A 19,471-nucleotide genomic window follows, 5' to 3' on the forward strand; every position below is an offset into this window, starting at 1 on the left:
ACATGACTGTCGCAGCCGAGTCGCCGAGCGCGTCCGCCCCCGTCTCCGTCTCCGTCCCCGTTCCCCTCCCCGGGCCTGCCGCCGCCGTCCCCCCGTTGGCCGCCCGCGTCCGGTCGATCGGCGGTTCGCCCGTGCGGGACATCCTCGCCGTCACCGCCCGCCCCGGGATGATCAACTTCGCGGGCGGGCTGCCCGCGCCCGAGCTGTTCGACCGTGAGGGCGTGGCCGCCGCGTTCCGGTACGCGCTGGAGGAGGCTCCGGCCCAGGCCCTCCAGTACGCCACCACCGAGGGCGAGCCGATCCTGCGTGAGCGGCTGGCGGCGCGGACCACGGCCCGCGGACTGCCCACGACCGCCGACGACCTCCTCGTCACCACGGGTTCCCAGCAGGCCCTGTCCCTGCTGGCGACGGCGCTCCTCGACCCCGGAGACACCGTCCTCGTCGAGGCCCCCTGCTACCTGGCCGCCCTTCAGGTCTTCGGCCTGGCGGGAGCGAGGATCCTCGCCGTGCCCGGGGACGCGGACGGCCCGGACCCCGAGGCGCTCGCCGAGCTCGTGGTCCGGGAACGGCCGAAGCTGCTCTACACCGTCCCCAACTTCCAGAACCCCACCGGCCGCACCCTCCCCGCCGAGCGCCGCGCCGCCCTCGCCTCCGTCGCCGCCCGGCACGGCCTGTGGATCATCGAGGACGACCCCTACGGCGAACTCCGCTACGACGGTGAGCGGGTCGCCTGGATCGCCGCCCACCCCGACGCCCACGACCGTACGGTCCTCCTCGGTTCCTTCTCCAAGGTCATGGCCCCCGGCATCCGGCTGGGCTGGCTGCGCGCGCCGGCCGAGCTGCGTCGGGCCTGCGCCGTCGCCAAGCAGGCCGCCGACCTGCACACCCCGACCGTCAACCAGCTCGCCGCGGCACGCTATCTGGCCGCCTTCGACCTCGACGCGCATGTGGCCCGCGTCGCCGCCGTGTACCGCGCGCGCCGGGACGCCATGCTGGCGGGGCTGGCGGAGGCGCTGCCGGAGGGGTCGGTGTGGACCCGCCCCGACGGCGGCATGTTCCTCTGGGCCCGCCTCCCCGAGTCGTACGACACCACGGCCCTCCTCCCACGGGTCGTCGCCCAGGACGTGGCCTACGTCCCCGGCGCCCCCTTCTACGCCGGGGAGCCCGACCGCTCGACCCTGCGCCTGTGCTTTGTGACGCAGACCCCGGAGGAGATCGCGGAGGGGCTGCGGAGGCTGCGCCTGGGGCTCAGGTAGGCGACGCCGGAGCGGGGCTCAGTCCCACCAGAAGTGCCAGGCCCGTTCGCCGACCAGCTGCTCCGCGTACGCCCGCAGGCTGCCCGGGCCCTGGGTGATGTTGTCCGGGCAGAACGCGAAGTGCTCGGCTGCCACGGCCTCCGCCGCCTCCGTCGTGGTGGGCGGGGCGGCCACGGAGACCACGAGCAGGTCGAAGCCGAGCGCGACGACCCGTATGCCGAAGCGGTCCTCCCAGGAACGCAGTACCGCGCAGAGCAGGGCCACGTCGTTCGTGTGGTTGAGCGGGCCGGACCAGCCGAGGGCGGCCGGGACGTCCGCCGAACGGCGGGCCGGGACGAGAGCCAGGCGTGGCTCCACGGGCCAGGAACGGGTGCCGTCGGTCAGCTGGTCGGCGACCTGGGCGGCGCAGACGGCCGGGTCGATGGTGAGGGAGGGGGAGGGCGCGAGGCCGGGCCAGTCGGGGCCGAAGGGCGCGAGCATCTCGGCCGTCTCGTCGTCCCAGTACCCCTCGTCCTCCTCCTCGTCGACCTCCCAGAAGTCGGCAAGGACGTCCTCGGCGTCATGATCCCCGGGGTAGGACGCCTCGCCGGGCATCAGGCCCCACTTCTGCGGACCGCCCCCGCCGCCACCCACGTCGACGAGCACCGGCAGCAGTCCGGTCCGCCCGGCCTGCCCGCCCAGCACCGTCCAGTTGCCGGGCGCGGCGGCCTTGTCGGAGTGCCACAGCACCGGCTCGTCCGACGGATCCTCGTCGGACGAGCCGATCAGTCTCCCGGGCGGGAGCCGCAGCCCGAGGGAGCGGCCGCTCGGGTCGGTCGTGAGCCTGGGCAGCGGGTTGGGAAGAGTCGCCATGCCGGTGACTGTAGGGGCAGGCACTGACATTGACGCCGATACTCAGGTCCGGTGGCCGTGGCTCGGGCAACCGACTGACGTCCTGCCGGGCCGTCCTCCGGCTGTTCTGTCCAACGGGCTTCGGCGGGCGGGCCGTTCACGTGGTGGCGACAGGCGGTCATCGGGTCCTCCGCGACCGCCGGCGGTGCGTCAGCCAGATTCCCGCGCCGATCGCCGGGAGGAGGACGGCGGCCGGTATCACCACGCCCGCTCCTCCGATGAGCAGGAGGCCGAGCAGAGCCTCGCCGATGGACGGATCCTCGTTCAACCACCGCTCCTCACACTCGTGGTCGGGCTGCGCGAAGCCGCCCCCGAGGCCGGCGCCCCGGCAGGCCGGGTCGGTGGCGGGCGGAGTCGCCTGCGCCGCGGCCCGCCCTCCCCGTGGGGAGAGGACGGGCCGCGGTGTGTCGCATCGGGCCGGCTCAGAGCTTCCCGGGCGTCCGGATGCCCAGCAGGGCCATGCCCAGGTGAAGCGTGCGGCCCGTCAGGTCGACCAGGAACAGGCGGTTCTCGACGACCTCCGGCGGGTTGTCGGGGGACAGCACGTGGCACTGGTCGTAGAACGTCGTCAGGTGCGAGGCCAGCTGGTACAGGTACGCCGCCAGCTTGTGCGGCTCGTAGGCCGCCGCGACCTCGTGCACCGTCTCGGCGAACTGGTCCAGGTGCAGGCCCAACGCCCGCTCGGCCGGGGCCAGTTCCAGCTCCGGGTGAGCGGTCGGGCGGGCCTCGCCGGCCTTGCGCAGGATCGACTGGATCCGGGCGTACGCGTACTGGAGGTAGACCGACGTGTCGCCGTTCAGCGAGACCATCTGGTCCAGGTCGAACTTGTAGTCCCGGACGGCGGACGTCGACAGGTCGGCGTACTTCACCGCTCCGACGCCCACGTACCGGCCGTTCTCGACGACCTCCTCGTCCGTCAGGCCCACCTTCTCGCGCTTCTCGCCGACGACGGCCGTCGCGCGGTCCACCGCCTCGTCGAGGAGGTCGACCAGCTTGACCGTCTCGCCCTCCCGGGTCTTGAACGGCTTGCCGTCCTTGCCGAGGACCGTGCCGAACGCCAACTGGTGCGCCTTGACGTCCTCGTTGAGCCAGCCCGCCCTGCGCGCCGTCTCGAAGACCATCTTGAAGTGCAGCGACTGACGGGCGTCCACGACGTACAGCAGCGTGCTCGCCTTGATGTTGAAGACACGGTCCCGGATCGCCGACAGGTCGGTCGCCGCGTAGCCGTAGCCACCGTCGGACTTCTGGACGATCAGCGGGACCGGGTTGCCGTCCGGGCCCTTGACGTCCTCGAAGAAGACGCACAGGGCGCCCTCGGAGCGGACCGCGACCCCGGACTCCTCCAGGAGACGGCAGGTCTCCGCCAGCATGTCGTTGTAACCCGACTCGCCGACGATGTCCTCGTCCCGGACCTCCATGTCCAGCTTCTCGAAGACCGAGAAGAAGTAGATCTTCGACTCGTCGACGAACTTCTGCCAGGTCGCGAGCGTGTGCGGGTCGCCCGCCTGGAGGTCCACCACCCGGCGCCGGGCACGGGTCTTGAACTCCTCGTCCGCGTCGAACAGCTTGCGCGCGGACTTGTAGAGGCGGTCGAGGTTCGACATCGCCTCCTCGCCGCTCACCCGGGTGTCCTTGTGGTCCAGCTCGTGCGGGTGCTCGTCCAGGTACTGGATGAGCATGCCGAACTGGGTCCCCCAGTCGCCGATGTGGTGCCTGCGGACCACGCTCTCGCCGGTGAACTCCAGGATCTGCACCGTCGCGTCGCCGATGACCGCCGACCGCAGGTGACCGACGTGCATCTCCTTCGCCACGTTCGGCTGGGCGTAGTCGATGACCGTGGTGCCGGGGTGGCCGGAGTGCGGCACGCCGAGGCGGTCCGCGTCCGCGTACCGCGCGGCCAGGTTCTCGGTGATCGCCCTGTCGGTGATCGTCACGTTCAGGAAGCCGGGGCCCGAGACCTCGATCTCCTTGATCAGGTCACCCGTGACCACCTGCGACACGACCTGCGTCGCCAGTTCCCGCGGGTTCGCCTTCGCCTTCTTGGCCAGCGCCAGGATGCCGTTGGCCTGGAAGTCGGCCCGGTCGCTTCGTCGCAGCAGCGGGTCCGCGCCGGCGGCCTCCGGCAGGGTGGCCGAGAGGGCGGACGAGAGACGCTGTTCGACGGAGTGGCTGAGGGACGTGACCGGGGCCATAGGAGTGGGTGCCGTTCTCCTCGTGGGGATGGATGGGCACCGTCAGTATCCCATGGGGGGTAAAGCGGTTTTCCCGGGCGCGGGGCCGTCTGGGACAATGGAGCGCACTTCAAACCCGGAAGCCTTCAGAACAAGAGGACGTGCCGATCGTGGCTCTGAGCACCGAGACCACCGACTGGGTCTCCCGTTTCGCGGACGAGGTCATCGAGGAGTCGGAGCGTCGGGCCCCCGGCAAACCTGTGGTCGTCGCGTCCGGACTCTCCCCCTCCGGCCCCATCCACCTGGGCAACCTCCGCGAGGTCATGACCCCGCACCTGGTCGCCGACGAGATCCGCCGCCGCGGCCACCAGGTCCGCCACCTGATCTCGTGGGACGACTACGACCGCTTCCGCAAGGTGCCCCAGGGCATCGACGGGGTCGACGGTGCGTGGGCCGAACACATCGGCAAGCCGCTGACCTCCGTCCCGGCGCCGCGGGGCTCGGCGCACCCGAACTGGGCCGAGCACTTCAAGGCCGCGATGGTCGGATCGCTGGCCGAGCTCGGCGTGGAGTTCGACGGGATCAGCCAGACCGCGCAGTACACCTCCGGTGTCTACCGCGAGCAGATCCTGCACGCGATCAAGCACCGCGGTGACATCGACGCGATCCTCGACCAGTACCGCACCAAGAAGGCCCCCGCGAAGAAGCAGCAGAAGCCGCTCGACGAGGCCGAGCTCGAGGCGGCGGAGGGGTCGGGCGCGGCCGCCGAGGACGACGGCTCGTCCGGCACGGCCGGCTACTTCCCCTACAAGCCCTACTGCGGCAACTGCGAGAAGGACCTCACCACGGTCACCTCGTACGTCGACGACACCACCGAGCTGTCCTACACCTGCACCGCCTGCGGGTTCGCCGAAACCATCCGGCTGAACGAGTTCAACCGCGGCAAGCTGGTCTGGAAGGTCGACTGGCCGATGCGCTGGGCGTACGAGGGCGTCGTGTTCGAGCCGAGCGGCGTCGACCACTCGTCCCCCGGATCCAGCTTCCAGGTCGGCGGCCAGATCGTCGGCATCTTCGGCGGCGAGCAGCCCATCGGGCCCATGTACGCGTTCGTCGGCATCAGTGGCATGGCCAAGATGTCGTCGTCCAAGGGCGGTGTCCCCACCGCCGCCGACGCGCTGAAGATCATGGAGCCGCAGCTCCTGCGCTGGCTCTACGCCCGCCGCCGCCCCAACCAGTCCTTCAAGATCGCCTTCGACCAGGAGATCCAGCGGCTCTACGACGAGTGGGACAAGCTGGACGCCAAGGTCGCCGAGGGGTCGGCCCTCCCGGCCGACGTCGCCGCGCACTCGCGCGCGGTGGGCACGGCCGCCGGCGAGCTGCCGCGCACCGCCCGGCCGCTGCCGTACCGCACGCTGGCCTCCGTCGCCGACATCACCGCCGGACACCAGGACCAGGCCCTGCGGATCCTCTCCGAACTCGACCCGGAGAACCCGCTGGGCTCCCTCGACGAGGCCCGTCCCCGGTACGACAGGGCCGAGGCCTGGATCAACACCCACGTCCCCGCCGACCAGCGGACCATCGTCCGCGCCGAACCCGACGCCGAGCTGCTGAAGTCCCTCGACGAGGCCTCCCAGCAGTCCCTGCGGCTCCTCCTCGACGGACTCGCCGGCCACTGGTCCCTGGACGGCCTCTCGCACCTCGTCTACGGCGTTCCCAAGGTCCAGGCCGGCTTCTCCGCCGATGCCACGCCCAAGGAACTCCCGCCCGAGATCAAGACCGCCCAGCGGACGTTCTTCGCCCTGCTCTACCACCTGCTGGTGGGGCGTGACACCGGTCCGCGGCTGCCCACCCTGCTGCTGGCCGTGGGCCAGGAGCGGGTGCGGGCCCTGCTTGGGGAGTAGCCCCGGGTCGTACGAGGAGGGGGCGCCCGGTGCTGCACCGGGCGCCCCCTCCTCGTGTCCGCGTGTCCGCGTGTCAGCCGGTCACGCGATGTGGTCCTCTTCCAGTTCCGCCGTGTGGCGCTGCTGGAACCGTTCCGCGAGGGTCTTCAGTTCGCTGGGGCTCAGCGTCGAGCCGTAGGTCGCCTGGATGTTGTCGCCGAGAACGCGGGGCGTGGGGTAGCTGCCGTCTATCGACTGACGGAACACCTGGTAGTACGACTCCTCGTCCGGCTCGATCAGCGGCGTGCCGCCACCCTCACCGAGCTCCCGACTGCGGTTCGGACCCACCGGGATCGGGAACGAGCCGGTCTCCTCCGGGGAGGGCTCCTGCGCCGGAGGCTCCTGCTGGTACTGGTCCTGGTACTGCTCGGCCCGCTGCTGCTCCTCGTACCACTGGGCGTACTGCTCCGAGGGGTCGTACGTGGGGTCGTAGCCCCCCTGGTACGCCACCTCGTGCGGCGCCTGGAACCACGGGCTCTGGTCCTCCTCGGGCGGCCAGGGCGGCTGCTCCGCCGGCGGGGGCTGCGGTTGCCGCTGCTGCCGTACCGGGGCCGCCGCCAGTTCCTGCTGGGGCACCGGCGTCGGCGCCCGGAGCTGCGCCGGCACCGGCGCCGGGGGCAGCAGGGCCGGCTCTATGCCCGCCGCCGCCAGACCCGCCGGGGCCGTCTCCGCCAGCGGGACGCCGTAACGCGCCAGCCGCAGCGGCATCAGCGACTCCACCGGGGCCTTGCGGCGCCAGGCGCGGCCGAAGCGCGAACGCAGCCTCGCCTGATAGACGAGACGTTCCTGCTCCAGCTTGATCACCTGGTCGTAGGAGCGCAGCTCCCACAGCTTCATACGGCGCCACAGGAGGAAGGTGGGGAGCGGGGAGAGCAGCCAGCGCGTGATGCGCACGCCCTCCATGTGCTTGTCCGCCGTGATGTCCGCGATCCGGCCGATCGCGTGCCGGGCCGCCTCGACGGACACCACGAACAGGATCGGGATCACCGCGTGCATGCCCGTGCCCAGCGGGTCCGGCCAGGCCGCCGCGCCGTTGAAGGCGATCGTCGCCGCCGTCAGGAGCCACGCCGTCTGCCGCAGCAGCGGGAAGGGGATGCGGATCCAGGTCAGCAGCAGGTCCAGGGCCAGCAGGACGCAGATGCCCGCGTCGATGCCGATCGGGAACACATACGAGAAGTTGCCGAAGCCCTTCTCGAGGGCCAGCTCCCGGACGGCCGCGTACGAACCGGCGAAGCCGATGCCGGCGATGACGACTGCGCCGGCCACGACCACGCCGATGAGAACGCGGTGCGTCCGGGTCAGCTGTATTGGCGCGGACACCCGTACTCCCCTCCCCTTGCGTGTTCTTGCGCGCAACAGGGTGGCACATGTGTGCGCCGCACGTGTTGCCGGTCCGTCAGCTCTTCGCGGAAGCGGAAGCCTTCGGGCCCGCTGCCGCCGCCTTGGACGCCGTCGCCCCGGGGGTCGCCGACGCCGACTTGGAGGGGTTCTTGGAGGGCGTCGCGGACGGGGCGGACGAGGCCGACGCGGAGGGCGCCGGGCTCGACGGGCTCTTGGTCGAGGTGTCCGAACTGCCGGTGCCACCCTCGCCGTTGGCCGACCGCACCGCGGCCACCGCCTCCTTGGCCGCCTTCTCCGCCGACTTCGTGAGAGTGTCCGTGCTCGGCGCCTTGTCGCCCGCCAGACCGGCGCCGTTGTAGTCGAGCGAGAGCACGACGTTCTCGACCCGGACCACGACCGTCTGCTGCTTGAAGTTGCCTTCCGACTTCTTCAGGTCGTAACGCACCACCGTGGCCTCGTCACCCGTCGCGGCGACCGGCTCGGACTTCGTGTTCTTCGCGCCCGACACCGCCTGCGCGTCCTTGACCTGCTTCGCGTAGTACGTCTTGGCCTGCGACTCGCCGTCTCCGGTCGTCGCATCCGACTCGAAGCGCAGCAGAGAAACGTTCAGCCAGCGGAACTGCGAGCCCTTCACCCCGTTGTTGGCGAGGCTGGACCAGGAGCAGCTGGCCCGGTCCGCGGTGTCACTGGACGTCCCCTTCTTGCCCTTGGCCGCCCCCTTCGGGACCAGCTCCGTCAGCGTCTTCCTGGACACCACCGCACACGCCTCGGGCAGCGTCTTGTACGCCGCCGCCTGCACGGTGGGCGCCGCGCTCGCCGCGGAGTCGGCACCGGAACCGGAACCGGTCGAGGCGCTGGTGTCCTTCGCGTCGTCGCCCGAGCCGGAGTCCGAGGAGCAGCCCGCGGCGATCAGCATCACCGGGACGGCGACCGCCGCGGCCAGCAGGCGGTTCAGCCCTCCGGCCCGGTGTACTCGCTCGGCACGCTGCTCGCGCTGTTCAAACTGGCCGTCTCGCTGGGCTCGTCGCTGCATGGTTCCTTCACTCATGACGCTCGTGGTTCCTGCGGTCGGATCGGGTCCGAGGGGTCACGGTAGTCGGTGAAGAAGCTGTGCGGTTCCGCTTCGAAGGCTTTGCGAGTGAGGCACGAACCGGGGCGAAGTGCCCTCAGCCCGCCAGCGAGTCATCCAGCTGCGCGGCCAGTTTCCGGGCCTTGTCCTGCATTTCCTCGCTGTCCGGCACCGTGCCGACGGTCGCCGGCTGCTCCTCGTACTGGATGGTCACCAAGACGTTCGACGTGCGGAACGCCACAATCACCGTGCGCTGCTTGGCCGTCGAACCGGAGCTGCTGAGCGTGTCGTCGATGAACGCCTCGTCGCCCAGGTCCTCCAGGAGGCGGGGCTGGAGGGCGGCGGGGGGAACGGTGGAGGAGGCCGAGGCCGAGGCCGACGGAGAGACGGCGGAGGAGGGGGAGGCGGTGGCCGAGGGAGAGGGACTCCCGCTCGCGGAAGGCGAACCGGTCGTCGCGGTGGCGGTGGGGGCCGGGAGGTCGGCCGCGGTCACCTTCTTCGCGAAGAGGGCCTCGGCCTGGTTGTCGTCGCTCACCGCGTTGTCGTACGAGACGACCCGCTCGAAGTCGATGAGGAGGTGGTCGGTGGCGTCCGTCGACTCCACCTTCCAACGGCAGCCCACCTTGCGGTCCGTGTCGTACGTCAGCGTCGCCTCGCCCGCGTAGGCCGTGTCCCGCTGCGTCTCGTCGGCGAGCTGCTTGACGCCGGGCAGCAGTGAGTCGAGCGTGGACCGGCTCACCACACCGCAGGCCTCGGGAAGCGTGGCGTACTTGCCGGGCTGCGCGACCGCGGTGGCCGTTCCCGTCTCGCCCGGGTTGGAGTCGTCGGTCTGGCCGCCTTCGTCCGAACCGCCGGTGCAGCCGGCCAGCAGCGCCGCGAGAAGCGCGACGACGCCGGGTACGTATGCCTTCCGCTGCACGGTCGGCTCCTCTCGACGGTCATGTTCGACCGTCGGTTCCACGGTCGGGGATGGTCGTTGGTCCGGTGTCCCCGCTGGTTATTCGCTTGCCGGACGGGGGCGGTCCCTGGAGACAATGTGTATCGCACGTGGAGCTGTGGATGCCGGTCCGTTGTCCTGTTCGTTGACCTTGGCGCCAGTTTTGCGACTTGAGGCTTCTGTATTGATTCCGGGGGAATGAGGGCGATATGTCGTACGTGGAAATGCCGGGCGCGAAGGTACCCATCCGTATGTGGACCGACCCGGCGTCGGTCGAGGAGGGCGCACTCCAGCAACTGCGGAACGTGGCGACCCTGCCGTGGATCAAGGGCCTGGCCGTCATGCCGGACGTCCACTACGGCAAGGGGGCGACGGTCGGCTCGGTCATCGCGATGCGGGGCGCGGTGTGTCCCGCGGCGGTGGGGGTCGACATCGGGTGCGGGATGTCGGCGGTGAAGACGTCGTTGACGGCGAACGACCTTCCCGGCGACCTGTCCCGGCTGCGGTCGAAGATCGAGCAGGCCATTCCGGTGGGCCGGGGGATGCATGACTCCGCCGTCGACCCCGGACGGTTCCACGGGTTCGCCACCACGGGGTGGGACGACTTCTGGGGGCGGTTCGACGGGATTGCGGAAGCGGTCAAATTCCGTCAGGAGCGTGCCACCAAGCAGATGGGAACGCTGGGAAGCGGAAACCATTTCGCGGAAGTCTGCATAAGTGATGACGGATCGGTCTGGCTCATGCTCCATTCCGGCTCCCGGAACATCGGCAAGGAACTGGCCGAGCACCACATCGGCGTGGCCCGGAAGCTCTCGCACAACCAGGGGCTGATCGACCGGGACCTCGCCGTCTTCATCGCGGACACCCCGCAGATGGCGGCCTACCAGAACGATCTCTACTGGGCCCAGGAGTACGCGAAGTACAACCGGTCGATCATGATGGCCCTCTTCAAGGACGCGCTCAGCAGGGAGTTCAAGAAGGCCCGGGTCACCTTCGAGCCCGAGGTGAGCTGTCATCACAACTACGTGAGCCGCGAGCGCTACGAGGGCATGGACCTGCTCGTCACCCGCAAGGGAGCGATCAGCGCCAGGGCCGGCGAGTACGGCATCATCCCGGGCTCGATGGGCACCGGTTCGTACATCGTCAAGGGCCTGGGCAACGAGAAGGCGTTCAACTCGGCCTCGCACGGAGCGGGTCGGCGGATGAGCCGCACCGCGGCGAAGCGTCGCTTCTCGACCAAGGACCTGGAGGAGCAGACTCGCGGCGTGGAGTGCCGCAAGGACTCCGGAGTCGTGGACGAGATCCCGGGCGCCTACAAGCCGATCGAGCAGGTCATCGACCAGCAGCGGGACCTGGTGGAGGTCGTGGCGAAGCTGAAGCAGGTCGTCTGCGTGAAGGGCTGAGGCAGATGAACGGCTGATACCGGTGAACGGCTGAGGCCGACGAACGGCTGATGCCCTCAGGGCTGATGTCCGCAGGGCCGACTCCGCCGCTCGACGGCGGGGGTCCGTGGTGAGGGGCCAGGGCCGAACCGGCTCGGGCCCCTCGCGCGTCCCTGCCTCAACCGAGCCGTTTCTCCAGCAGGGTCACCGCGTACGGGCTTCCCGGGCCGCCCTCCTTGGCGCGCTGTTCGCCGACGACCGTGTAACCCGCGGACTCGTAGTAGGCGCGCAGGCGGGGGTTGGCGGAGAGACAGTCCAGGCGGGCGTAGGGCCGACCGGCCGCGGCGATACGGGATTCGGCCTGCGCCAGCATCCTGCGGCCCGTGCCCGGTGGGGACGTGTGGGGGGTCGTCATCAGGCGGTGGACGTAGCCCGCGTCGGCGGGGCGGGGGCCCCAGGCGGCCAGGTCGTCCCACCAGAGTTCCCAGGCGCCCGCGACCGCGCCGTCCGCGTACGCGAGCCAGACCTCGCCCTCACGCATACGGTCGACGAAGTGGGCCTCGGTCTTCTCGCCCGGCTGCCACTGCTCGATGCCCCGGGCCAGTTGCCACAGGGCCGCCGTGTCGCGCAGACGGACCAGGAGAGGGGCGTCCCGCGGCTCCGCCCTGCGGTGGGTCGGCTCGGGCCAGGTGGTGGGAGCCGGTTCGAGGAGGCCGGCTCGGAGCGCCGCCGACAAGGCCTCCACGTCCATGCCGAGGGCCCCTGTCACATACGCCTCCACTGAGCCGTAACGGGCCCTCAGCGCCTTGAGGAACAGGCGCATCACCGACTCGGGGGCGCGGGCGAAGGACGGCCAGGCCGGGGAGCGGCCGTCGTTTCGCGCGCGCCAGTCGGCGAGCAGGGCCGGAGTCGCCAGTTCCGTCAGGGTGAAGTCCTCGATGATCACCTCGTCCGGGACGCCCAGCAGGCTCAGGACCAGGGCGGCCAGCTGCCCGGTGCGGTCCTTGCCCGAGGCGCAGTGGAAGACCAGCCCCTCCTTCGCCTCCGCCACCAGCTCCAGGGCTGCCGCGATCTCCTTCGTGCCGTCCTGCGCCACCTCCATGAAGCGGGCGGAGAGGTACGGGCCGGGGTCGACGTCCGCGGTCAACGCCGCCTGGTCGTACGGGCGGTGCTCGATGCTGAGGTTCTGGTAGGTGAAGGAGCCGTGCTCCGGGATCCGGCCTCTCGCCTCCGCCTCCCACGGGTGGCGCAGGTCGATCACCGTGCGGACGCCCAGGGCGAGAAAGCGGTCCCAGTCCGGGGTGTCCGGTCTCAGCTTGCCGAGCGAGTCCGCGCGGAACAGCCGGCCCGCGCGGACCCGGTGACCCGTACTGGTCGGGTATCCGCCCAGGTCACGGAAGTTGTGCAGTGTCTCGAACGGTATGTGTCTGTCCACGTGGAAACCCTATTTCGCGGCGGCCGTCATTCGCGGTGCCCGTCACTTCGCGGTGGCCGTCACTTCGCGTGGCGGACCGCGTAGATCATGACGAACGCCACGACGTGGATGCCGAAGAGGAAGTAGGCCAGGAAGACCCACATCTTGCGCTCGTCCTTGGTCTCCTGGTCGAGGCGGCGCTGTTCCAGTGCGCGCTGTTCCGGCGAGCGCTGTTCCAGGGGGTTCGCGTTCTTCCCGGCGGTCTCCTCCTCGGCCGTCACAGCTCCCGGTGGACCTTCGTGTTGGACGCCTGGGCACGGGGGCGCAGGACGAGGAGGTCGACGTTGACGTGGCTGGGCCGGGTGACCGCCCAGGTGATCGTCTCGGCCACGTCGGAGGCGGTGAGGGGTTCGGCGACGCCCTCGTAGACCTTGGCGGCCCTGTCCTGGTCGCCGCCGAAGCGGGTGAGGGCGAACTCGTCGGTCCTGACCATGCCGGGGGCGATCTCGATGACGCGCACCGGCAGGCCGACGACCTCCAGGCGGAGGGTCTCGGCGAGGACGTGGGCGCCGTGCTTGGCGGCGACATAGCCCGCGCCGCCCTCGTACGTCCCGTGACCGGCGGTCGAGGACACCACCACGACCACTCCGTCGCCGCTCGCCACCAGCTTCGGAAGCAGGGCCTGGGTGACGTTGAGCGTGCCGAGGACGTTCGTCTCGTACATCGTGCGCCAGTCCGCCGGGTCGCCGGTGGCGACGGGGTCGGCGCCCAGTGCGCCGCCCGCGTTGTTGACGAGGACGCCGATCGTGCGGAAGGCGCCGGCGAACTCGTCGACCGCCGCGCGGTCCGTGACGTCCAGCGGGTACGCGGTCGCGGAGCCGCCCGCCCGGGTGATCTCCTCGGCCAGCGCCTCGATGCGGTCCTTGCGGCGGGCGGTCAGGACGACCCGGTAGCCGGCCGCGGCGAGCTGCCGGGCGGTGGCGGCGCCGATTCCGCTGCTCGCACCGGTGACGACGGCGATGCGGGAGGCGGCGGACGGTGCGGCGGTGGCCATGGGCTGCTCCTCATGCACGGGGGTGCTCATTCATACGATCGACTGCCGCCCAGGGTATCGGGGCCGGCCGCCGTTCCTCCGGGCCCTCGTGATCACGGCCGTCCGGCCGGCACGGCGGTGCGCTGTCACCTGTTGGAGGGCGCCTGCCGGGCGCCGGGCGTGGGATACATCCCCTTCGTAACGACCCGTACGACCCGCGGGGCCTGTACGCCCTGCGGGACCCGTACGACCCGTGGGACCTGTACCACTCGGGCGGGTTCTGATCTTTCTGATCCAGGAGTGGTGGCATGCGCAGGATGCGGAGTCTCGCGGTGTGGGGCGCGGTGCTGACGGCGGCGGTGGGGACGGGGGTCTCGCCGGCGCGGTCGGCGACGGGGGAGGCGGCGGGAACGGCCGTCGGCGAGGCGACGGCGGTGGGCGAGGTGGTCGGGGACGCGACCGAGGCCGACCTGTCGTACCACGGCTCCGCCGTCATGGCGGGCGGCCGGATCGACGTCCGGCTGACTCCGCGCAACCACGGTCCGGCGGACGTCTCCGACGCGACCGTGCGGCTGCGCTGGTCGGTGCCGCTGGCGGCCGGGGCGCAGCGGCTCCCGGTGGGCTGCGCGCGGACGGGCCGCCAGGAGGTGGTCTGCCGGACGGGAGAGCTGGCCGCCGACGGGCTCGGTGAGGTGATCGCGCTGCGGGTGTGGCTGCGGGGGCGGCCGACGGAGGTGACGATGGACGTCGACACGCTGTGGGGTGGCGGGGCGGTGGACCGCAACCGGTCGAACGACCGGGAGCAGGTGCTGGTCCTGGACACCGGGGACGCGTACTTCTTCTGACGCTCGCGGGACCGGAGCGTCGTACGATCTGCGGACGGCGCTGACGCCGGTGCCGACGAAGGGGTGCGATGTCCGGAAACGTGCGGTCGCGGCTGCTGGACGAGCTGGCCGTCGTATCGGGTCGGTACGTGGCCGCGTACGCCCTGTTCAACCAGGCTCTCGCCGACCGCCTCGGGCTGCATCCCACGGATCTCCAGTGCCTGAACCTGCTGATGCTGGAGCGGGAGCCGGTGACGACGGGCCGGGTCGCCGAGCTGACGGGGCTGACCACCGGGTCGGCGACGAGGCTGGTGGACCGGTTGGAGAAGGCCGGCTACGTCGTCCGGGAGCGGGACGCGGCCGATCGCCGGCGGGTCCTGGTGGTGGCGGTGCCGGAGCGGATCGCGGAGTTCGGACGGATGTGGGAGCGGCTGGGCGGCGACTGGATGCCGCTCTTCGAGGACCTGCCGGACACCGAACTCGCGGTGATCGTGCGACATATGCGGCGCACGGTGGAGTTCGGCGCGGAACAGGTCACGCGATTGCGGGAAGGCCGGGTCTAGGGCGGGATGCAGGAGACAGAGATACGGCCGTCCGCCGCGGCGGACGAGGGAGGGCGGGCAGCGGACGCCCGCCCGGTGCGGGAACTGCCCCGGAACTGGCCGCTGCTGCTGCTGGGCGCGGCGGTGGTGCCGGGTGTGCTGCTGGTGCTCGTCGGGCGGTCGCTGGACGATCCGGCGGTGCAGGCGTGGCGGACGGTGTGTCTGGCCGTGACCGTTCAGGCGCTGCCGTTCCTGCTGCTGGGCACGGCTCTCTCGGGGGCGATCAACGCGTTCGTGCCGGCGCGCGTCTTCAGCCGGCTGCTGCCGAAGCGGGCCGCGCTGGCCGTTCCGGTCGCGGGGGTGGCGGGGGTGGTGCTGCCGGGGTGCGAGTGCGCGTCGGTGCCGGTCGCGAACAGTCTGATCGGGCGGGGGGTCACGCCGGCCGCCGCGTTCGCGTTCCTGCTGTCGGCGCCCGCCGTGAACCCGGTGGTGCTGACGGCCACGGCCGTCGCCTTCCCGGGGAATCCCGAGATGGTGCTCGCCCGGCTGCTCGCCTCGCTGGTCACCGCCGCCGCGATGGGCTGGCTGTGGCTCTGGCTGGGGCGGGAGGAGTGGCTGCGGCCCACCGTCGTCCGCCAGAGTGGCCATGTGCCCGGGCACAGCCGTTTCACGGAGTTCCGCCGTGGTTTCCAGCACGACTTCCTGCATGCGGGAGGCTTCCTGGTGGTGGGCGCGATGGCGGCGGCGACGTTCAACGTGACGGTGCCGCGTTCGCTGCTCGACACCTTCGCGGGGTCGCCGTGGCTGTCGGTGCTGTTCCTGGCGGCGCTGGCGATCGTGCTGGCGGTGTGCAGCGAGGCGGACGCGTTCGTGGCGGCCTCGCTGAGCGGGTTCTCGCCGGTCGCGCGGCTCGCGTTCATGGTGGTGGGGCCGATGGTCGACCTCAAGCTGATCGCGCTCCAGGCGGGGACGTTCGGGTGGGCCTTCGCGGTGCGGTTCTCGTCGGCCACGGCGGTGGTCGCCGTGGTGTGCAGCGCGGTGATCGGAGGGGTGCTGCTGTGAGGCGGTTCGCGCAGGTGGGGCTGCTGGTGCTGGCCGGGCTGGGGTTGTTGCACACCTCGCTGTTCACGGACGAGTACCTGCGGTTCGTCAAGGTGGGGATGCGGCCGCTGCTCGTCGCTTCGGGGGTGCTGCTGTTGGTGCTGGGGGTGGCGGAGGCGTGGGCCTCACCACCGAAGGAGGGGCACGGCCAGGGACACGACGACGGGCACGGCCAGGGGCACGAGGGGCATGGGCATGACCACTTCGGTGTTCCGCGGGTCGCCTGGCTGCTGTTCCTGCCCGTGCTGAGCCTGCTCTTCTACGCGCCTCCCGCGCTCGGCTCGTACACGGCCTCGCGGGAGCCCGCCAAGGCGGTCGCCGTGCAGGAGGACGACTTCGATCCGCTGCCCGCGACCGATCCGCTGCCGATCACGCTCACCGACTTCACGCAGCGGGTGCAGCAGGACCGGTCGCTGGCCATCCGGGGCCGCACGGTCGTGATGACCGGCTTCGCCAGCCCGGCCTCGCGCGGGCAGGACGGCTGGTATCTGACCCGGATCATCGTCAGCTGCTGTGCGGCGGACGCGTCGTCCGTGAAGGTGCTGGTCCAGGGGGTCGCGGCGCCGAAGGCCGACACCTGGGTGAACGTCACCGGGACCTGGCACGGGAGCGGGACACTGGGCACGTCGTCGGCGGCGATCGCGCTGGACGCCCGGAGTGTGAAGAAGGTCGGGAAGCCGTCCAACAGCTACATGGACGCCCTGCCCTTCGGCACCCGCTGAGCGACACCGTTGATCGGTACCCCCGAGCGGCATCCTCTGAGCCGTACCGGCCCGGCCGGCGGGGCACCGCTCAGACGTCCGTCCTGTCCGTGCCGGTCGTATCGGCCGTGCTGTCCGTGTCGTAGCGCCGGCGGGCCGCCTGGACCTCGTCGAAGTGGATCTCCGCCCAGTCCTTCACGGCCGTCAGCAGCAGCGCGAGGTTGGCGCCGAGGGGGGTCAGCTCGTAGTCGACGCGGACGGGGACGGACGGGGTGACCGTGCGGGTCAGGATGCCGTCGCGTTCCAGGGTGCGCAGGGTCTGGGTCAGCATCTTCGGGCTGACGCCGGCGATCCTGCGGGCCAGGTCGCTGTAGCGCTGGGGGCCGGGGGCGAGAGCCGAGACGACCAGGCTGACCCATTTGTCGCTGAGGCGGTCCAGGAGCTGGTTGGTCGGGCAGCTGCGGAGGAAGGCGTCGTACTCGGTGCGGGCCCGCTCGCGCCGCTGGGCGGCTGTCGTGGTGGCCATGGTGGCTCTCCTCCCGGTGACGAAGGCACCTTCGGGTAACTACTTCCCCGTGGATAGTAACTCTTCCTAGGGTCGTGGCAGCAAGAGGGAAGCGGGAGAGTCCCGCACATACCCGCGTGTTCAGGGGAGTTGTCATGCGTGCAGCAGTGGTGCGGACGTTCGGCGGGCCCGAGGCCGTGGAGATCGTGGACGTGGGGCTGCCGGAGCCGGCCGCCCGGCAGGTGCGGATCAAGGTGGCGGCGGCAGCGCTGAACCCGGTGGACGCCGGCGTCCGCTCCGGTGTCTTCGGCGGCGCGGGCAAGCAGGTCGGGCTCGGTTGGGATGTCGCCGGGACCGTGGACGCGGTGGGGGTCGCCGCCGCGTGGAGTGCGGGGGACGAGGTGGTCGCGATCGACCACGGGGTGGCCAAGCCGCTCGGCGCGCATGCCGAGTACGTCGTCGTCGACGCGGACGCGGTGGCGCTCGCGCCGGCCTCCGTGGACGCGGTGCACGCGGCGACGCTGCCGCTGAACGCGCTGACCGCTGTGCAGGCGCTGGATCTGCTGTCGCTCTCGCCGGGGGAGTCGTTGCTGGTGACCGGGGGTGCGGGGGCGGTCGGCGGGTACGCCGTCCAGCTGGCCGCGCGGCGGGGCGTGCGGGTGACCGCGCTGGTCCGGGCGGAGGACGAGGAGTTCGTCCGGTCGCTGGGGGCCACGCGTTTCGTCGGCGGCGCGGGGGGCTTCGACGCGGTGCTGGACGCGGCGGTGCTCGGTTCCGAGGCGCTGGCCCTGGTGCGGGACGGCGGCGCGTACGCGGGGGTGATTCCGCAGGCTCAGCCGGCCCCGGAGCGGGGGGTGCGGACGGCTGCCGTCGAGGTGAGCGCGGACGGGGCACGGCTGGCGGAGCTGGTACAGGCGGTCGACGCGGGCGAACTGACTCTGCGGGTGGCCGAGACCTACTCGCTGGACGATGTCTCGAAGGCGCACGCCCGCCTGGGGGAGGGCGGCATCCGGGGCCGGCTGGTCATCGTCCCCTAGTGCGGGTGCGGGTGCGGGTGCGGGTGCGGGTGCGGGTGCGGGGCGGCTGCGGGATGCCCGGTGCCGGTGCGGTCGGACGGGCGTCGACGGGCAGCGGGGCGGCGCGCTGGAGTGCGGGTGGGCTGTGGCTCGTCGCCCCCGGCCACCTGTTTGCCCCGGCCCCCCCTCGCCCCCTGCCCCTGCCCCCAGTCGCCACCCGCTGCTGCCCGTCCCCGCCCGCGCGGCGGCGATACGGTCGGCGAGCTCGTCGGCCTCCTCCAGGTACCGGGTGGTGAGAGCCGCGTGTGTTTCCGTGCCGCGCTTCCTACGCGGCGCGATGTCTCGCGTAGGTCGCAGGGGGGACCCCGACTGTCGCGGTGAAGTCCCGTACCAGGTGGGCCTGGTCCGCGTAGCCCAGGTCGGCGGCCAGTGCCGCCCAGTCCACCGCCTGCTCGGCCTCCGCCCGTTCCAGCGCCTCGTGGATGCGGTAGCGCAGGATGACCCACTTCGGACCGACCCCCACGTATGCGGCGAACAGGCGCTGGAGCAGGCGCACCGAGAGGCCCTCGCCCCGCGTCAGGTCCGTCACCCTGCGGATCGCGCGGTCGGTGCGGACGCGGTCGACGAGGGTCATCGCGAGGTCCGCCTGCGGATCGGGGCGGGGGGCGAGGGCCAGGAGGTGGGCGTCCAGGGCGGCTACCCGGGCGCTCTCGTCGACCGGGTCGAGGACCGGGGCCGGGTCGGAGCCGGTGAGGTGGACCCGGCGGCCCGTCCAGTGGGAGACCGGTCGGCCGACGGCGAAGGGGCGGAATCCGCCCGGCCGGAACTTGACGCCGCACACGCGTCCCAGCCCCGCCAGTTTCTGGGTGAAGAGGCCCTGCTGGACGCCGGCGATCTCGACGAAGGGTTCCTGGCCCTCGAACCGCTGGAAGACGAGGTGGACGGCGGGGTGCGGGACCACGTGGGAGACGTACGGCTCGGTCAGGTCCCAGTCGATCAGCCAGTAGTGCTCGACGTAGGGACGCAGGGGCGGGGCCGGTTCGGGGCGGCGGAAGCGCACGCGCGCGAGGAAGTCCGCGGCGTCGACGATGCCTCGGGTGTCACGGCGTGGGGTGGCCATCTCCGGATCGTAGAACGGGGCACTGACAGTCGTGCCGACCGGCGGAACGCGGCAGGGGCGGCCCGTGCCACGCGGCCGTGCCGACCGGGGGAACGTGGCTGTGCCGACCGGCGGAGCGCGGCTGTGCCGACCGGCGGAGCAAGGTCGTGACAGGGGGCGGAGCAAGGTCGTGACAGGGGGCGGAATAGGAGGAGGAGGGATGCCGTTAGGGCGGTATAGTTTAACGGT

General features: G+C 71.5%; 19 protein-coding genes. 8 read left to right on the forward strand and 11 right to left on the reverse strand.

All coding sequences use genetic code 11. From position 1 onward, the window contains the following. Nucleotides 1-2 precede the first annotated feature (2 nt). Nucleotides 3-1,256, forward strand: coding sequence for a PLP-dependent aminotransferase family protein (locus tag ACIPFH_RS37370; protein WP_401833661.1), 1,254 nt, complete (start codon nt 3-5; stop codon nt 1,254-1,256). A gap of 18 nt (nt 1,257-1,274) precedes the next feature. Here ACIPFH_RS37370 and ACIPFH_RS37375 read toward each other — a convergent pair whose 3' ends face one another. The 3 genes from ACIPFH_RS37375 to argS all read right to left on the reverse strand — a co-directional run bounded on the left by ACIPFH_RS37375 (nt 1,275) and on the right by argS (nt 4,339). Continuing rightward, the gene (locus ACIPFH_RS37375) at nt 1,275-2,108 is read right to left on the reverse strand and encodes a DUF4253 domain-containing protein (RefSeq protein WP_401833662.1); all 834 of its coding nucleotides are present in this window, start codon (nt 2,106-2,108) and stop codon (nt 1,275-1,277) included. Between the two features lie 157 nt (nt 2,109-2,265). Beyond that, nucleotides 2,266-2,415, reverse strand: coding sequence for a hypothetical protein (locus ACIPFH_RS37380; protein WP_401833664.1), 150 nt, complete (start codon nt 2,413-2,415; stop codon nt 2,266-2,268). Between the two features lie 154 nt (nt 2,416-2,569). Continuing rightward, entirely contained in the window at nt 2,570-4,339 is a 1,770-nt protein-coding gene (gene argS, locus ACIPFH_RS37385; RefSeq protein WP_401833665.1) for an arginine--tRNA ligase, read from the reverse strand. Between the two features lie 140 nt (nt 4,340-4,479). Here argS and lysS point away from each other — a divergent pair, with 140 nt between their 5' ends. Continuing rightward, nucleotides 4,480-6,219 carry a lysine--tRNA ligase gene (gene lysS, locus ACIPFH_RS37390; RefSeq protein WP_401833667.1) on the forward strand — a complete coding sequence of 580 codons (1,740 nt, stop codon included), beginning with the start codon at nt 4,480-4,482 and terminating at the stop codon, nt 6,217-6,219. An 81-nt stretch (nt 6,220-6,300) separates the two neighbouring features. On the opposite strand, the gene ACIPFH_RS37395 is transcribed toward lysS, so the two are convergent. The 3 genes from ACIPFH_RS37395 to ACIPFH_RS37405 form a co-directional block, all read right to left on the reverse strand. Then, the gene (locus tag ACIPFH_RS37395; protein WP_401833669.1) at nt 6,301-7,578 is read right to left on the reverse strand and encodes a DUF2637 domain-containing protein; all 1,278 of its coding nucleotides are present in this window, start codon (nt 7,576-7,578) and stop codon (nt 6,301-6,303) included. A gap of 76 nt (nt 7,579-7,654) precedes the next feature. Further along, on the reverse strand, nt 7,655-8,647 hold the full coding sequence (locus tag ACIPFH_RS37400; protein WP_401833672.1) for a DUF3558 domain-containing protein: 993 nt from the start codon (nt 8,645-8,647) through the stop codon (nt 7,655-7,657). Nucleotides 8,648-8,765: 118 nt separating this feature from the next. After that, nucleotides 8,766-9,587: a DUF3558 domain-containing protein gene (locus tag ACIPFH_RS37405; RefSeq protein WP_401833673.1), complete on the reverse strand. Its 822-nt coding sequence runs from the start codon at nt 9,585-9,587 to the stop codon at nt 8,766-8,768. Nucleotides 9,588-9,814: 227 nt separating this feature from the next. Here ACIPFH_RS37405 and ACIPFH_RS37410 point away from each other — a divergent pair, with 227 nt between their 5' ends. Further along, nucleotides 9,815-11,008: an RtcB family protein gene (locus tag ACIPFH_RS37410; protein WP_401833675.1), complete on the forward strand. Its 1,194-nt coding sequence runs from the start codon at nt 9,815-9,817 to the stop codon at nt 11,006-11,008. 157 nt (nt 11,009-11,165) lie between these two features. On the opposite strand, the gene ACIPFH_RS37415 is transcribed toward ACIPFH_RS37410, so the two are convergent. From ACIPFH_RS37415 to ACIPFH_RS37425, 3 genes are read right to left on the reverse strand one after another with little or no spacing between them, the layout of a single operon-like run. Next, nucleotides 11,166-12,422: a GNAT family N-acetyltransferase gene (locus ACIPFH_RS37415; protein WP_401833677.1), complete on the reverse strand. Its 1,257-nt coding sequence runs from the start codon at nt 12,420-12,422 to the stop codon at nt 11,166-11,168. 59 nt (nt 12,423-12,481) lie between these two features. Next, complete coding sequence (locus tag ACIPFH_RS37420) at nt 12,482-12,682, reverse strand: hypothetical protein (protein ID WP_356248378.1); 201 nt, start codon at nt 12,680-12,682, stop codon at nt 12,482-12,484. Continuing rightward, nucleotides 12,679-13,455, reverse strand: a complete 777-nt coding sequence (locus tag ACIPFH_RS37425) for an SDR family NAD(P)-dependent oxidoreductase (protein WP_401833680.1) — start codon at nt 13,453-13,455, stop codon at nt 12,679-12,681. The genes ACIPFH_RS37420 and ACIPFH_RS37425 overlap by 4 nt, the downstream gene beginning before the upstream one ends. Nucleotides 13,456-13,742: 287 nt before the next feature. Here ACIPFH_RS37425 and ACIPFH_RS37430 point away from each other — a divergent pair, with 287 nt between their 5' ends. The 4 genes from ACIPFH_RS37430 (at nt 13,743) to ACIPFH_RS37445 (ending at nt 16,623) form a co-directional block, all read left to right on the forward strand. After that, nucleotides 13,743-14,279, forward strand: coding sequence for a hypothetical protein (locus ACIPFH_RS37430; protein WP_401833682.1), 537 nt, complete (start codon nt 13,743-13,745; stop codon nt 14,277-14,279). A 68-nt stretch (nt 14,280-14,347) separates the two neighbouring features. Further along, entirely contained in the window at nt 14,348-14,821 is a 474-nt protein-coding gene (locus tag ACIPFH_RS37435) for a MarR family winged helix-turn-helix transcriptional regulator (RefSeq protein ID WP_401833684.1), read from the forward strand. A gap of 6 nt (nt 14,822-14,827) precedes the next feature. Continuing rightward, nucleotides 14,828-15,862: a permease gene (locus ACIPFH_RS37440; protein WP_401833685.1), complete on the forward strand. Its 1,035-nt coding sequence runs from the start codon at nt 14,828-14,830 to the stop codon at nt 15,860-15,862. Beyond that, nucleotides 15,859-16,623 (forward strand): TIGR03943 family putative permease subunit, encoded by a 765-nt coding sequence (locus ACIPFH_RS37445; RefSeq protein WP_401833686.1) that lies wholly within the window; start codon nt 15,859-15,861, stop codon nt 16,621-16,623. Before ACIPFH_RS37440 ends, ACIPFH_RS37445 begins: the two co-directional genes overlap by 4 nt. Before the next feature lie 70 nt (nt 16,624-16,693). Here the strand turns inward: ACIPFH_RS37445 and ACIPFH_RS37450 are convergent, their stop codons facing one another. Beyond that, nucleotides 16,694-17,128, reverse strand: coding sequence for a winged helix-turn-helix transcriptional regulator (locus tag ACIPFH_RS37450; protein WP_401833688.1), 435 nt, complete (start codon nt 17,126-17,128; stop codon nt 16,694-16,696). 134 nt (nt 17,129-17,262) lie between these two features. Between ACIPFH_RS37450 and ACIPFH_RS37455 the strand changes: the two genes are divergently transcribed. Continuing rightward, entirely contained in the window at nt 17,263-18,144 is an 882-nt protein-coding gene (locus ACIPFH_RS37455; RefSeq protein WP_401833689.1) for an NADP-dependent oxidoreductase, read from the forward strand. A 304-nt stretch (nt 18,145-18,448) separates the two neighbouring features. Here the strand turns inward: ACIPFH_RS37455 and ACIPFH_RS37460 are convergent, their stop codons facing one another. Next, complete coding sequence (locus tag ACIPFH_RS37460) at nt 18,449-19,243, reverse strand: DUF6597 domain-containing transcriptional factor (RefSeq protein WP_401833691.1); 795 nt, start codon at nt 19,241-19,243, stop codon at nt 18,449-18,451. Nucleotides 19,244-19,471 lie beyond the last annotated feature (228 nt).

The sequence above is a fragment of the Streptomyces sp. NPDC088157 genome (assembly GCF_044741545.1).
In the GTDB taxonomy this organism is placed as follows: domain Bacteria; phylum Actinomycetota; class Actinomycetes; order Streptomycetales; family Streptomycetaceae; genus Streptomyces.

Bases quoted from the DNA above. Each gene is read 5' to 3' on its own strand.
- ACIPFH_RS37370 (WP_401833661.1), top strand. From the start codon at position 3: ATGACTGTCGCAGCCGAGTCGCCGAGCGCGTCCGCCCCCGTCTCCGTC.
- ACIPFH_RS37375 (WP_401833662.1), bottom strand. From the start codon at position 2,108: ATGGCGACTCTTCCCAACCCGCTGCCCAGGCTCACGACCGACCCGAGC.
- argS (WP_401833665.1), bottom strand. From the start codon at position 4,339: ATGGCCCCGGTCACGTCCCTCAGCCACTCCGTCGAACAGCGTCTCTCG.
- ACIPFH_RS37400 (WP_401833672.1), bottom strand. From the start codon at position 8,647: ATGAGTGAAGGAACCATGCAGCGACGAGCCCAGCGAGACGGCCAGTTT.
- ACIPFH_RS37410 (WP_401833675.1), top strand. From the start codon at position 9,815: ATGTCGTACGTGGAAATGCCGGGCGCGAAGGTACCCATCCGTATGTGG.
- ACIPFH_RS37425 (WP_401833680.1), bottom strand. From the start codon at position 13,455: ATGGCCACCGCCGCACCGTCCGCCGCCTCCCGCATCGCCGTCGTCACC.
- ACIPFH_RS37430 (WP_401833682.1), top strand. From the start codon at position 13,743: ATGCGCAGGATGCGGAGTCTCGCGGTGTGGGGCGCGGTGCTGACGGCG.
- ACIPFH_RS37435 (WP_401833684.1), top strand. From the start codon at position 14,348: ATGTCCGGAAACGTGCGGTCGCGGCTGCTGGACGAGCTGGCCGTCGTA.
- ACIPFH_RS37440 (WP_401833685.1), top strand. From the start codon at position 14,828: ATGCAGGAGACAGAGATACGGCCGTCCGCCGCGGCGGACGAGGGAGGG.
- ACIPFH_RS37450 (WP_401833688.1), bottom strand. From the start codon at position 17,128: ATGGCCACCACGACAGCCGCCCAGCGGCGCGAGCGGGCCCGCACCGAG.
- ACIPFH_RS37455 (WP_401833689.1), top strand. From the start codon at position 17,263: ATGCGTGCAGCAGTGGTGCGGACGTTCGGCGGGCCCGAGGCCGTGGAG.
- ACIPFH_RS37460 (WP_401833691.1), bottom strand. From the start codon at position 19,243: ATGGCCACCCCACGCCGTGACACCCGAGGCATCGTCGACGCCGCGGAC.